The sequence below is a fragment of the Rhodococcus qingshengii JCM 15477 genome (genome assembly GCF_023221595.1).
GTDB lineage: Bacteria > Actinomycetota > Actinomycetes > Mycobacteriales > Mycobacteriaceae > Rhodococcus_F > Rhodococcus_F qingshengii.
Map to the genome: position 1 here is coordinate 1 of NZ_CP096568.1, position 13,867 is coordinate 13,867.

Annotated in this window: 14 protein-coding genes; 8 read left to right on the forward strand and 6 right to left on the reverse strand. The window is 61.8% G+C overall.

What is annotated here, in order from left to right; translation table 11 throughout:
* The first annotated feature begins 887 nt into the window (after positions 1-887).
* Positions 888-1,034 (forward strand): hypothetical protein, encoded by a 147-nt coding sequence (locus M0639_RS33580; protein WP_159420075.1) that lies wholly within the window; start codon positions 888-890, stop codon positions 1,032-1,034.
* Between the two features lie 145 nt (positions 1,035-1,179).
* On the opposite strand, the gene M0639_RS33585 is transcribed toward M0639_RS33580, so the two are convergent.
* Complete coding sequence (locus tag M0639_RS33585) at positions 1,180-2,526, reverse strand: SMODS domain-containing nucleotidyltransferase (RefSeq protein ID WP_076949361.1); 1,347 nt, start codon at positions 2,524-2,526, stop codon at positions 1,180-1,182.
* A complete protein-coding gene (locus tag M0639_RS33590; protein WP_179090841.1) occupies positions 2,523-3,407 on the reverse strand; it encodes an SAVED domain-containing protein in 885 nt (294 codons plus the stop codon). Before M0639_RS33590 ends, M0639_RS33585 begins: the two co-directional genes overlap by 4 nt.
* An 837-nt stretch (positions 3,408-4,244) precedes the next feature.
* Between M0639_RS33590 and M0639_RS33595 the strand changes: the two genes are divergently transcribed.
* The gene (locus M0639_RS33595; RefSeq protein ID WP_076949372.1) at positions 4,245-4,475 is read left to right on the forward strand and encodes a hypothetical protein; all 231 of its coding nucleotides are present in this window, start codon (positions 4,245-4,247) and stop codon (positions 4,473-4,475) included.
* A gap of 646 nt (positions 4,476-5,121) precedes the next feature.
* Here M0639_RS33595 and M0639_RS33600 read toward each other — a convergent pair.
* Together M0639_RS33600 and M0639_RS33605 are read right to left on the reverse strand one after the other, a co-directional pair.
* Positions 5,122-5,478 (reverse strand): DUF3349 domain-containing protein, encoded by a 357-nt coding sequence (locus M0639_RS33600; RefSeq protein ID WP_076949364.1) that lies wholly within the window; start codon positions 5,476-5,478, stop codon positions 5,122-5,124.
* Positions 5,479-5,712: 234 nt separating this feature from the next.
* On the reverse strand, positions 5,713-5,874 hold the full coding sequence (locus M0639_RS33605) for a hypothetical protein (protein ID WP_159419942.1): 162 nt from the start codon (positions 5,872-5,874) through the stop codon (positions 5,713-5,715).
* A 749-nt stretch (positions 5,875-6,623) separates the two neighbouring features.
* Here M0639_RS33605 and M0639_RS33610 point away from each other — a divergent pair.
* The 4 genes from M0639_RS33610 to M0639_RS33625 all read left to right on the forward strand — a co-directional run bounded on the left by M0639_RS33610 (position 6,624) and on the right by M0639_RS33625 (position 8,705).
* Positions 6,624-7,271, forward strand: coding sequence for a PAS and ANTAR domain-containing protein (locus M0639_RS33610; protein WP_076949366.1), 648 nt, complete (start codon positions 6,624-6,626; stop codon positions 7,269-7,271).
* A gap of 230 nt (positions 7,272-7,501) precedes the next feature.
* Positions 7,502-7,768, forward strand: coding sequence for an ATP-binding protein (locus M0639_RS33615; RefSeq protein ID WP_076949367.1), 267 nt, complete (start codon positions 7,502-7,504; stop codon positions 7,766-7,768).
* The gene (locus tag M0639_RS33620) at positions 7,759-7,935 is read left to right on the forward strand and encodes a hypothetical protein (RefSeq protein ID WP_179090842.1); all 177 of its coding nucleotides are present in this window, start codon (positions 7,759-7,761) and stop codon (positions 7,933-7,935) included. Before M0639_RS33615 ends, M0639_RS33620 begins: the two co-directional genes overlap by 10 nt.
* A complete protein-coding gene (locus tag M0639_RS33625) occupies positions 7,932-8,705 on the forward strand; it encodes a SigB/SigF/SigG family RNA polymerase sigma factor (protein ID WP_076949368.1) in 774 nt (257 codons plus the stop codon). Before M0639_RS33620 ends, M0639_RS33625 begins: the two co-directional genes overlap by 4 nt.
* A 640-nt stretch (positions 8,706-9,345) precedes the next feature.
* Here M0639_RS33625 and M0639_RS33630 read toward each other — a convergent pair.
* Positions 9,346-10,020 carry a winged helix-turn-helix transcriptional regulator gene (locus M0639_RS33630; RefSeq protein WP_076949369.1) on the reverse strand — a complete coding sequence of 225 codons (675 nt, stop codon included), beginning with the start codon at positions 10,018-10,020 and terminating at the stop codon, positions 9,346-9,348.
* Positions 10,021-10,072: 52 nt separating this feature from the next.
* On the opposite strand from M0639_RS33630, the gene M0639_RS33635 reads away from it, so the two are divergent.
* Positions 10,073-11,695 carry an MFS transporter gene (locus M0639_RS33635; protein WP_083745098.1) on the forward strand — a complete coding sequence of 541 codons (1,623 nt, stop codon included), beginning with the start codon at positions 10,073-10,075 and terminating at the stop codon, positions 11,693-11,695.
* A gap of 1,406 nt (positions 11,696-13,101) precedes the next feature.
* On the opposite strand, the gene M0639_RS35050 is transcribed toward M0639_RS33635, so the two are convergent.
* Entirely contained in the window at positions 13,102-13,236 is a 135-nt protein-coding gene (locus tag M0639_RS35050; protein ID WP_256718355.1) for a hypothetical protein, read from the reverse strand.
* Positions 13,237-13,284: 48 nt separating this feature from the next.
* Here M0639_RS35050 and M0639_RS33640 point away from each other — a divergent pair, with 48 nt between their 5' ends.
* Positions 13,285-13,605, forward strand: a complete 321-nt coding sequence (locus M0639_RS33640) for a hypothetical protein (protein WP_248671254.1) — start codon at positions 13,285-13,287, stop codon at positions 13,603-13,605.
* Positions 13,606-13,867 lie beyond the last annotated feature (262 nt).

Here is a 13,867-nt window from a genome sequence, read left to right on the forward strand (position 1 = left end):
CCGCGGCGCTCCTCCCGACGCTGCGCGTCGGGAGACGGAAGCGAGTCGCTGCGCTCCCCGCCAGGGAACCGCTGCGCGGCTCGCAGTGGGTCGAGTGCCGTTGCCGTCGATCGAGTCGCTCCGCTCCTCTGAATTCCGAATCTTGGTTTTCACCAATCGAATTCATCGCAACGTCTAAACCGGTACCCGACACCCGAACGAGGCTGGGAAGGAGGGGAGGGGTCACGAAAAGCGCCCCGTCTCGCGTCCACCGCCTCGTCATCATCATGCTCCCAATCATACACCCCCCCGACCGACCAAACGCAAAACAACCCGAAAACACGAAAGACCGAAACCCTCACCACTGCAAGAATATTCGATGTTGACGAAAAAACCACCGCGCGCAACCCACGAAACCAACTCAACATCAACATCATACCGAAACCTACTAACACACAACAACATTCAAAAACACCCAAAACGAGCCCACAACACCCCCACCCGACCCGGCACCACTCCCCCACACCACCCAACCCGAACACCCCGCCGGCACCCAAAAACGCCGCCCGCGGTGTTTGCCCACGCGCGTGGAATCCCGTTCATCGACATATCGCTCGCCACTCCTGCAGATCTCGCACCGCTCTGGACGGGTGGAAGTGTCAAAGGAGGGGGCCTTCAGCTGACTACTGCCGACCCCGCCGCCTGGGTACCTCAGCGACCAGACGACGCGGCCGACGTGCTCCTCGCCGGCGTGCAGGCCGAGAAATACGCATTCGGACACGTCGGCCGAACGAGCGGAGACGGTGATGCGCAGATACTGCGCATGGGCATGGGTTGGGTCACCCCAGAACACGAAACCGAGCTCAAAGGTGCCATCAGCAGATTCGCTTTCGCGACTACGAGAAGATATGCCAGCCCGCTACGAGACCATCGCGCTAGTCGCCACGGAACTCACCCGCGACGTGAAAGTCGACGATTACGGCGCCTACTCCGACTTCGACGAAAGACCACGTCTGAGTGCTGAAGAAGTCGCTGCCATCATCGAGAACCACTGACGATCGCACGGCCCTCGTCGATCTCCATCCGGTCACAAAAACGCGCTCTGCAAGCACCTGCGCTTCACTCCGGCAGTTCTTTTCTTGCCGTTCACGCCGCTGATGACCGCATGGCCCGCAACCTCCACCCCTATATATGGAATACCTAGACGATTCTGACGTCCTGTCGGTCCGTCGCGACCGCGACACCGTCCTTGACGACCCAGACCTGCACCCAATGGGCTCCGACGAAGCTGCTGTGCTCGGTGATTACTTCGCCGTACTCGTTGATTTCCCCCCGCTCCGCGTTTTGCCGACGGGCTTCCTCCCCGACGTTCCTGACCTTCCAAAACAGCTGGTACGGAGCAGGAGCAGTGCACTCTTCGATTTTGAACTTCAGTGACCGCCCGATCGGAACGAGGTTACCTGCCTGCGGCAGCGGCCTGTAGCGGTGGAAACCTGACTTCGTCGGCGACATGCGTCCGACCAATCTCACCGTATATGCCGGATCCAGTCGTGTCGGGATACCGAAATGCTGCTCGAGGAACTGCTCCCGGGGCGCGGGCTGTTCGGCATAATGCTGGGCGATCGCAGCACTGAGCGCAGAGCGTGAGCCGCCGGCCGCAGCCGATGTCGACGCGGACCCGAAGTTCGTTCCGAAGACCGTCCTCCACGCGTCGACGCTCTCATCGGCAGGTGCGTCGAGGGCGCTCTGCATGTCTTTCGCCCACGTCGATAGCCTGCTCTTGAAGGTGACGAAAGCTGACTGCGGCCAGCGATCCGCCAGGTTCTGGCCGGTCTGGTCGTCGACGAACGGCACGAAAAAGTGCGAGTCCAAGTACGTTTTCAGGTCGTTGACCAGCGCGACGAGCGTGCGCGGCAGGTCCGTGTACGAGGTGAAGGGTTGGACGCGCCCGGCCAGCAGCGAGGACAGCACGACCGACGGTATTTCTGCAGAACTGTTGTCCCGCAGATATTTCATCAGCCGCACCGTCTTCACCAGATGCCCGCCGGCGGCCTTGTTCTGTCCTACGAACCAGGACGACAGGGCGGTGGGTTCGGCAAGAATGAACTGGTTTTTCGTTCGGTGAGTGATGTAGGTCAGACCGTCGGCTCGGGTGACGAACGGAACTATGTCGATGTGGAAGTCGCCTGCGTAGTCGATTGTGGCGCAACGCTTCCCTAGTTTCGCGTTGTCGCCGTAGCGTGCTGAATCATCGAACGCCTTGTGGAGCTTGATGGTGTAGTGCTTGGGTTCCCATCCGTCCACTTCCTTCATCGGCAACAGCACATCCGCGTCGAAATCGTTGCGTCGTTGCGGTTTGATGATCGTCCGGCTCGCGTAGGACCCTTGTGGAATCAGATCCCCGTCGAGACAGATCTGCAGATCGGCGTGTTCGTTGACGAACGAATTGATCGCCTCGACACGAGCATTCAGTTTCTTCGTGCGATCCGGGTTGAGGTTGACGTGATCGTCGAGGAAAGCCTTGAATTCGTTGTGACGCGGAGTCATCCGGTCACCTCCAGAACCCGTGTGTAGGTCGCATGGTCCGTACGTTGGTACAGGACCAGGTCCGGTTGCGCGGTTCTCATCCTGTCCCGCCCCATCTGAATCGCCGCCGTGACCGGGACTGCGGCGATCACATGAATCCTCCGTGCGCTCGGCCATTGCCGCTCGACCTGCACGACACACGCGCGCCAGGCTTTGGCGAACGCGTCGAGGGCGCGCGGTGAATCGATCAGACCCGATCGAGGGTCCTCAGTCGTGGGGCGAACTTCGAGAAGAGGCAGCCCACGGAGAGCATCAGGGATCCGCTCGGTGTTGACATCGGCAGAGACACTGACCATCACGACGATCTCGCTGTCGTCTCCGGCTCCCTCGCTGCGGACGACGACATCGAAATCCGGTGCCGGATCCGGGTGTTGAGGCCACGTCCACGGACTGCCGGTACTGCCGCGATGACGTTCGAACAGCAATGTTTCCGTCTTGTCGTCCAGCCTGGAACCGAGATACACCAACAGCGGGATCGGAGCGATTGCAAACACACTGACATGCGTCGTGTCGCCATGGGCGATGGCGTCCTGCACCTTCGTCAGCTCCTTGTCGATCGCTGCTTTCCCGCTGTCCCAGAACCACTCCTGCCCCTCGTTGCCGGGAAGCTGTACGAAGAAATCGCCCGTTCGCGTGTCCTCACCGAATCCCGTCAGGTTCCGATCGAGCAGAGCTTCGGCGAGTTGCCCCGGCGCAACACCGGAGGTGCTCTCGCGTACCGCGCCCACCATCCGCACCACGGTGGTCTGACGCAGCGTCGCGAAATCGGTGACCTCACGCACCCGGCGCTCGTGCCGACGTTTCTTGTCCGCCAGATACTCCTCGGTATACAGCGGGATCAATTCCGCCGAATCGATACTCTTGTGACACGAATGGCACAACAACAAAAGATTCGATTCCGCATTACGATCCGCGACGTCCGCGCTTGTACGCGGAGACTTTTCACCCGACGTCGCCCCCACATTATGGGCAATCTCCCCGACCAACACAGTGTGCATCGGCGACGAACGCGAATCCAAAAGCCACTGCGAACACAGAACACACCGACCAGCAGCACGCGCCCAAATTCTCCGCCGAACCGTCTCGGAGATTTCCTCACGCTTGACCACAGAATTTCTCGCCGCCACCGAATCTCTCCCACCTGTATTAGTTCGACGGGATATTACGGCGTACCTACGACATCAATTGGCCCCATTTTCGAAGACAGATTCGCACTATCGAAGATGTTGCCACGTCAACCGAAGGCAGCCAGTACTTTCGCGAGGAGAATCTATGATGGCTCACTTGATCGTTAGCTACGCGGCACACCGTTCGCGGCCTTGGACTGGGTAGAAAACAGCTTGCCGATCCTCTGGAACTTTCCGGGCCCGAGTCGACGCGATATCGGCCGGTATCCCCACCGACGTCGCGGTGCACCACAGGCATTGCCCCACAACTTCCCTAAGCGGTTCGGGCTACCGCCGTCCTTCTGCGCACCCCGAACCCTACGAGGTGATTACACACGGTAGCTTGTTGATAGCCACAGGCGATCGATGTTACCGTCAACCACGATCGTTGATCACGCACGCACTTCATCAGGTCGGGGCCGAATGGAGCACCCGAACCGATGCCAGAACATCCATCTCCGACACCACACCGTGTCGTAGACCAACCCCCACACCATCGTGGCGGAGATTCCCGTGCTCACTAAATTCCGGCGCGAAGCAGCCATACTCGCGGCCTACCTCTCCCAATTCGAGAACCCCGACACCGACAACGCAGAACACCTTCCCACCGGCGTCACCCCCGAATCACACGCTCAGGCACACGCCGACTATCAGCAGGCCTGCCAATGGCTCGCCGCAACCGCATGCACCGACGACGACGTCGCCGCCCTCGCACACATGCGCCGCCACTACGGCTTCCCCTGACCCACGAACCCGGGCCCGACTACGGCAGCAGACTCCATGGCCCACCGCCGTACATCTCGACGACACCGACACCGACACCGACACCACCGCACCGACCCGTATACGGATCGCCTACGCACACTCCTGAACGCACCTCTCGGGCCAGCACATCTGGGACGGGACTAGTTGCCGTACAATATAATTCGATTCAGATGTACAACACCTAGAGGACCAGACAGACGATGAACGAGGGATACTTCCGCACACAATGCCGACACTGCGGCGACCTCGCCTACGAAGGACCCTGGATCCCACCACAGCGGCGCCACCACATCCATCAACGCCACCGGACAACCTGCACCCACAGTGCCCCGAAACAGCATCAGCCACAACCAGTACTCACCCTCGTCGGCGCCGCCTCGGCCGACACCCACTGACAACCTCTCAGAGAAATCAACCGGCAACGGCCCGGACGCACTCGCGCCGCCAGCACGGGGGCACACACACCACGCCGCTCCCAGATGGAGGCCACAAATCAGCCGGCCGCCCAGATTTTCTCGTCCCGACTTCCTCTGTGACACCCTCGAGTGCAACCGGATCAACGGCCGCACCGACAGCGCGTATACCGCGAACTAGGTCACCGCGTGAACCGTTGCAGCGCAATTACTTAGGGCGCACCGCGGCGGGGCGTATCGGCCGCGCAGCCTTCTTCTCCGTCATGTGAATCGGAGGGCACCAACGACCAGCCACCTTCTTCGAGCCGGCGAGAGACGCGTTCGATGTCCTCCTCGGACGGTTCTTCATCGATGGTGCCTGCGATCAGATCGCGAACGCGCACATAATCGATGTGGCGATCTGGAGTCTCATGGGCACGTTCGACAGACATGGCCACCACTTGGTCCATTTCGTCGTCGCCCAATCTGCGGCGCAGGACAGCCAGCAACGCGAAATGGTCCTTTTCGGGAATACCCTCCGGGTAACCACTGCGAAGCCAGTCGAGCACCGCTTTCACTGGGTGATGCACCTACCCCTCCTTCTACGAGACTCACGCAGCCGAGTACGAGGACAAAGAGCCTGGCCTGCCTGTCCGTCAGTAACGACCAGACGGTTCGTCCATCACCGTGCCCGCAGGAAGGCCACACCGTTAGACCCGGCGGGGGATTCGCAGTCCCGAACGGAGGCACCGACGACGCCGACGACCTCCATGCCACGTACAACCGGCGCACCACCGCCCTTGCCGTGCGGTGGCTGCCGTGAACTACGCCGCGTGCAGAATCCGCAGAGGTGCGTGCTCGACGCGCCGCTCCGGCGTCATCGTCGGCGACGCTGCATCCCTACCGGCTCCGACGACCGCGCGCCACCACGCTTCGCGTTCCTCGGATTCGGGCCACACCACGACATCGAAGTCACTGACATCCATGCGTCTACTCCTTCACCCATCTTCCCGCCTGTTACCCAGCTCACATTTCTGTAAACGCTTCACAGTCCCGCAACCGGGCCGCCCACCGCCGACTACGGCATTCAGGCAAAGGCAGGAACTGGTCGGTGAGGCAAATATGAGGCGGCCTGCGGACACGAATCGCTCCCCCCCCCCCCGGTCGAGCGCTGGGTGCCTGTCCGACGAGGCCACCGTCTCTGAGCTAAGTTCGCCCCCGGCGAATCATTGGCGGATGGCCGGACGCACAGGCGGAGGCGTGTACCGCGAACAGCGCCCCCGCGCAGGACTTCTCCACCGTATCGGCTCGCTGAACAACTCCACCCGCCTCAGGTCGCGAAGAAACCCACTCACGCACTCCCACAACGCATCAGCACACACCGGAGCAGCGGGGCCCACCAACCCGATCAACAAACCGAACACCACATCGTCGTCACCGTCCACGACCGCCTCGTAGGACCCGATCAACACCCCGTCATCGGGAAACCGCCCACGAAGCTGCCTCAACTCCCGCAGAAACTTCTGCCGGCACACACCAACGCTCACGCGCTTCCGTCCCTCCCCCGCTCGACCGGCCGGACACACCCCACGAACAGACGATAACGATCGCACCGCTGCCCACTCGCCTGCGCTCTCCCTGACTGGAACCACGCGTCGCCGCCACCCGCCCGATCCGATATAACTTCATCGAACAAACAAGCGGAGAAAAAGATCAGGATCGAAAGGGCATACGAGTGTCGACGGCGGACGAAGGAACACTAGGCCCGATCGCGAAAGCCGGTGCCCCACACCGAGTCGGAGGATTCCTCTACCACCGCCGCGGCGACCGATGGGAATGGTCCGACACCGTCGCCCGCATGCACGGATACGACCCCGCCACCATCACCCCGACCACCGAACTGCTCCTCTCCCACAAACACCCCGACGACAGAGCCCACGTCGCCCACACCCTGCACACCATCCGCACCACCGGCGGAGCATTCAGCAGCCGCCACCGCATCATCGACACCCACGGGCACACCCGCTCGGTCGTGGTCGTCGGCGACCGCGTCCTCGACGAGCACGGTGAGGTCATCGGCAGTTCCGGCTTCTACATCGACATCACCGACACCATCGACACCACTGTCACCGAAGCAGTCGACGATGCCGTCGCCGACCTCACCGCCTCCCGCGGTGCGATCGAACTAGCCAAAGGGATGCTCATGCTCATCTACCGCATCCCCGCCGACCGCGCCTTCGACGTCCTCGTCTGGCACTCCCAACAAACGAACGTCAAACTCCGCGACATCGCCGAAGGGCTCCTCACCCGAGTAGCAGCCGACCTCGACGTCCCCACAGCGGTACGCACACACTTCGATCATCTCCTGCTCCACACCACCTGACACACGCTGCGACGCGCAGCGCAGCGTGTGTTCGTCATGGCCGCGAGCACCGGATCACACTGATAGCGAGGATTCGTCCCCAGCAGCATCGCATCGGGCGTGCCCGCCGCTTCTGTCTCCGATCGCGCCTACCGTACTGCGATAACCTGGCATCGAATGCCCAACATTCCGTGAAGCGCCCTCACCACCTGGGAATACGATGCTCACGACCCCAATCAGGAGCATCCCACGTGACATCACAGACCCAAGCACTCAACATCCCGGCCGCAGCCACACCGTCCCTCTCCGTCCCCGCGTCCGCTGACCAGCTCGCTTTGTTGCGCGCGATGGTGCGGGCGGCAGCCGACCACCACGGCATACCCATGGACGCAGTGGCCGACCTCGTCCTCGCCATCGACGAAGCCGCCACCACCCTCATCAACCACGCCCGCCGCTCCAGCACCCTGGTATGCGCCTTCGCACCGTCGCCGACCCCAACACCCTGCGAGTGGTCCTGACCGCAACAACCTCATCCCCCGTCGACGCCAGTACATCCTCGTTCGGTTGGCTCGTCCTCAAGACACTCGTCGACTACGTCGCGCTCGAACAAACACCCGCCACAACCACCGAAGGCGACGCGACTGCGACGATCACCTTGGAGAAAACCCTCCCGGCACGCTCATGACCGCCGCCCCAGGCAAGGACAACCCCTACACACACCTCACCGCACTCTTCGCGGACATGAGCACGCTTCCCGCAGGCGATCCCGAACGCGAACGCCTACGCACGCAGATCATCGAAGCAGGGCTGCCGATCGCCGTCAACATCGCCGCCCGATACCGCGGCCGCGGACAATCTCACGACGACCTCGTCCAGGTCGCCCGCCTCGGCCTGGTCAACGCCGTCAACCGCTTCGACCTCGACAAAGGGAAAGACTTTTTGTCCTTCGCCGTTCCCACGATGATGGGAGAAGTGCGCAAACACTTCCGCGACAAAGGCTGGGGTGTCCGCGTCCCGCGCTCACTGCAGGAAAACTACCTCGCACTAAAGAAAGCACAATCCTCGCTCACCCAACGCCTCGGCCGCGAACCCACCACCCCCGAGCTCGCCGACGAGATCGGCGTCGACCCATCCGAGATCGGGCAGATCGTCGCCGCCGGCGACTCGTACCAGTCGACGTCCCTCGACGTCGAAACCTTCAAAGACGGCGTCGCCATCGGAGACACACTCGGAGACTACGACACCGCCCTCGACGGCATCGACAACCACGAAACCCTCCGACCGGCCCTCCTTGCCCTCCCCGAACGAGAACGCACCATCCTGCTCTACCGATTCTTCGGCGAACTCACCCAAGCTGAAATCGCAGCCAAAGTCGGCCTCTCCCAAATGCACGTCTCCCGACTACTCACCCAATCCCTCGACCAACTCCGCATCGAACTCGGAAAACTCACCTGAAACCCGAATTCGCCCAATGTTTTTTGAATCTCCTCCCCGGCTTCGTGATCGCAAAGACAACGCCGGTGTTTGACCTGCCTCTCCGGCGGGAAGCTTCGGATCGGTCCGCCGGACAGTGCACCCCCACTCCGGCCCGGCGGACCCCACACACCCTCCCCACCGGCACCTCACACCAATCACCTAGGTGTCAGCGAGACACCCCACACAGACCGCGCACGGAAACCGTTGCACAGGAATGTAATCGACAGCCGATCTCCCGATCTCATTCAGCTCTTCGGGAGTTCGATCCCAGTCGATGCCTGCTCCCTGACGGAGCTCCGTCTTCCTGCACGTGGTCACGCTTGGCAGTTCGAGGGTCGACGGAGTTCCCCAACAGAGGGTTCGGTGCCGACGTTCTTTGTCCCGGGTACCAACCCATCAACGCCGCTCCGCGCGGCCAATTGCGGGAGAGGCCAAGACGAGTATCGCCCTGCGAGCCGCTGGACGCCCTTCTCGCTGCCCGGTCCTGCGACGCGCCATACCCAACCCAGGTCCGGGCGGCCGATGTCGTACCATAGTGGATTCACGCCGATCAGATGAATCGAGTTAGCACGGTTCATATTTCAGTAAATCATCTCGACTAGCACTAGCCGTGCCCAGCTCACGCCGGCAGTCGGTCGCCGCGCTCAGAGGTCAGTGCCAACGATGTGAGCATGGAGAAGCGTCGGATCGCGTCAGCGTCTCCCTTGATCTCGGCGTGCGAATCACCGCCGCCGCCGGACAATGTCCGGAACACTTTCTCCGACGTACCCTCCACGATCACCTCTGCCGGTTCGTGAGCGCTCGCCACCGACGCGCGGACTCCTGACGTACCCGAGACGAGTAGCACACTGTCGCCGTCGGCGTCGATCCGTACCGTCACCGTGGGAAAGCCGGTTACCTGTTGCGCTGCATCGGGTTCGGGGTACAACGCCATGACCGCGAAGACCAGCCACCGCCCTCGACTGTGATCCTCGCCGGCTCCTGTCGACATCAGCGGGACACCCCACCGTGCAAGTTCGACCAGCGAACGCTGCAATCCCTGTCCCCATTCGGTCAGCGAGTACACCCGTGCGGAGACGGGCGCAGGCGCATCGGTCGATGCGACGACTCCAGCTTCTTCCAATGTGCGTAGCCGAGCGGCCAGGAGATTGGTGGCGATCCCAGGTAGCGCTTTGTTCAGGTCCGAATACCTGCTCGGGCCGACCAAAAGCTCGCGGACCACCAACATCGTCCATCGATCACCGATCACATCCAACGCCCGCGCAAGTGCGCAGAACTCCCCGTACGACTTCATGACCCCAGTCTACACTTGACAAATTCATCTTATTGCTTGAAATAATAAAGTTATGAATGTGACTGTGCAGCGCCGCCGGCCCTCGCGACTATCTGTCCTGCTCGTGTTGTGCGCGGCGACTCTGGCGATCAGCCTCGCCACGACCGCGATCAATGTGGCCCTACCCTCACTCGCACTGGATTTTCAGGCGAACAATCGAGAACTGCAATGGATCGTCGATGCCTACAACCTGCTGTTCGCCACCTTCGTGTTGGCGTTCGGCAGTCTCAGCGACCGCTACGGACGTAAGGGCGCCTTGCTGCTCGGGCTCACCATCTTCGGCGGCGGAGCCGTAGGGGCCTCGTTCGCGGAGAGTGCAGGCCAGTTGATCGCCTGGCAAGCGGTGATGGGCCTCGGAGCGGCATTCGTCTACCCGACGACTCTGTCAATCTTGTCCAACGTATTCACCGAACGCACCGACAAGGCGAAAGCCATCGGAATCTGGGGCGCCACAACAGGTGTGGGCGTCGCATGTGGCCCCATCCTCGGTGGCTGGTTACTCGAGCACTTCTGGTGGGGAAGCGTCTTCCTCGCCCTCGCCGCCGGAGCCGCCATCGCCATCGGAGTCTCAGCTGCAGTGGTCACCACCTCACGCGATCCCAGCGCACCACGCATCGACATCGGTGGTCTCGTCCTGTCGGTGCTTGCAGTCGGAACCCTGGTCTACACCGTGATCGAAGCACCGGAACACGGGTGGGTCAGCACCGCCACCCTGGCCGGCTTCACCCTCGCCGCGGCACTACTGTTCGCCATGGTGATGTGGGAACGAAACCAGGACGAACCAATGATCGACGTCCAATTGTTCACGAACATGCGCTTCACCGCAGCAAGCGCCGCAGTGACATTCGCCTACTTCGCTTTGTTCGGATTCATCTTCCTCATCTCCCAGTACTTCCAACTCGTTCGCGGATTCGGCCCCCTCGACACAGGCCTCAAGTTCATTCCGGTAGCCGCCTCGATCGCAGTGGGTTCCGTCCTCGGAACCATCCTCGCTGTGCGCCTGGGCAACAAACTCATCGTGACAGTCGGACTCATGCTCTTCAGCACCGCATTCCTCTGGATTTCCACACTGAGCGAGTCGACAAGCTACGCCGAGATCGCCTTGCAGATGACCCCGCTGGGACTGGGACTGGGACTGACCGCAGCTCCAGCCACCGAGGCCATCATGGGAGCAGTACCGCCCCAGAAAGCGGGCATCGGGTCAGGAATGAACGATGCCACCCGAGAAGTCGGAGGAACACTCGGCGTCGCCATCATCGGAAGCGTGTACGCCTCCCTGTACGCGTCATCGCTCGCATCCTCCGACGCCGCGCAAAATCTTCCCGCCCACATCAGATCCACCGTCGAAGATTCCGTCGGCGGAGCTGTCATCGCCTCCGAACAACTCCGCACCGCAGGCGACCACAGCGCAGCGCAAACAATCTCGGACGTCGCAAACCACGCCTTCCTCGACGGCCTCACAGCCGGATCATATGTCGCTGCAGCAGTAACCGCACTCGGCGCCCTCGTCGCCGCAGCATTCCTCCCGTCACGCCCGAAGAACGACCCGCCGTCCCACCGCCTCGACGCCCGAAACAACAACCACCACAACCAAACCTCGCAACGCGCAACACAGGACGAGAGCCCCGTCAGCTAACCCTCAAAAGATTGTCGCGACCTAGCGGCCGGAGCCCTCCCCCACCGCTAGGTCTCGGCCGAGTAAGTATCGGCCACCATCGACTGCCCCAATCACACATCCAACCCACCAAACCGACGCAGAAACCGGCAATGCCGGGAATGCGGCTCTCTCTGCGGCTGATCCCCCGGAGCTCACTCCCGGCGACACCACCGAAAACTCGTTCCGCCAGGCCGCCGGCCTCGCGTGACGCAGCCCCACCGCCCGCAGACTCACCACATTCACCGCACACCCCAGCTGGAAAAACTACCCGCCATCGTCACATCCGCCCTCCGCGGATAAAGCATCTCCCCATACGTCTCCCGCCGCCGACACGGCACCCTCACGTCAGCACCGCACCGACAACCCGAGATGCATACTGACCCGTACGGAACGCAGATCACCCTACGCCGATCCGAGCGAGGCCGAGCGCGCACTGAATTACTGTGAGTCCGGGAGTCGAACGCGGACAATGCATTCGCTACAATCAGTCCACGCAGCGCCATCCCGAGATAGCGTTGTACTCGGCCCACCGAACACCGGTCCGCGCGGACCGGCATCCGATGGGTCACCCAGAACTGCGCGCCTGTCTCCCCAGACACCAGCGCGCACGGCCCATCAGGCAGGACACCTAACCCCCACCTGATGGGCCACCTTGAAGCGTTCCACACACTCGGCGAGCCCGGTACCGCCGCTCAACCGCCGTCAATTTCGTACTTAGCGCACGAGGTCGTCCCCGATTTCTCCGCACCCACCCCAAAGGCGGTGCAGCACGCCCGAAATGGTCGATACAGGACGAACCACTCACCGCGATCAGGACGAACCTCACCGTTCTCGGCGCCGATCACCCGTACCGTCGACACGTACACGTGCGGGGAACAGTCGCCGACGTCTACCAGCCCCGTCGGTCCTCCACTGTGTGGCCGTCGAGGCCGCCCACACCGCGCCGGTGATCCAGTGTTCGTAGGCCCAGACATCGGCGGCTCGGCGCTGCGGCGCGACGGCAGCCCACTCAGCTCGTTTGCGCAGTCGCCCTGCTGCCCGGCCCCCTGCCGCACGGAATCTGGCTGGTCTCGGCACGGAAAATGATCAAACGACAGATGAAAGGACGAGCTGGTTTCGACTTGCTCCGCAGACGAATACTCCTCAGCGCTGACCCATTCAACATAGATTACGGAAATTGAGCCAGAACCTCAGTTTGACTCGTCGTCGACAAGAGCCCCGTTAAACCGCCACAGCCGCTCCGGGAAAGATCCCGAAGCGGTTGCAGAGTGAATACGCGCGATGGACTATCGAATGCCGACTCGATCAAGGCAGTCCGGTCACGTCCGGATCTGATCGCCGGAGTCGAGCCTTCACACCATCGCAAAAAGCCGAACGGAGACCGCCTACGACCCTCCCCCGGTCCCGAAAAACGTCGCGAGCCCGGCAACACCGGCGATTCCACCGAATATCGCCGCCAACGCACCTGCGACCGTAATGACGCTGTCGAGCGTTTTGAGATCTGTGTCGGAAGAACCCATGGCAGTCTCCTAAAAGAGGTTAGTGAATGTGCGCGGAGTGCGCGATGTTTGCCCTGGTCACACTACCGGACGCGGGCGCTCAAGATCAATCAATTGCTCGCTAAATCTGTTGCACAGCAACACTTTTCATCGCAGCTTAACGACCACGTTTCAAGCACACAAATGCTGCGGGTCAGCAATGCGGACCGGCAGAAATCCGTTCTCGTGCGGCCGAGACTTAAACGCTGCACGCGGTTGCCGTTGGCGATGCCGGCGGCAGCGACCGTTACCCACGAAGCCGAGCACCGCGAAGGGTTGCTCGAGTTGCTCCGCTTATATATCTCCAGTCAGGCGGGAACAAGTCAGAACTGGCACGAGCCTGCCATCTGAGTCGCCCCCGTTGCACAGCCGATTGAAACTCAAAGGCAATCATCACCGCCAGCTGTGCGGCGCTCGCATAGACAGGTGAGTGATGTTTGGCATTGATCTTTCCGAGGACGTTGGGCAGTGGGCCGTCGCGGACAAGGGCGACGTGATCGCGGGCAGTATTGCAGCGAAAGGCGAGGAACGTGGCGAACAGGCTGGTGATAACCGGGACCGCCATCACGTCAGTGGCGCCTTTACCCATAGTAAGTGGCGGCGGATGCTGTCG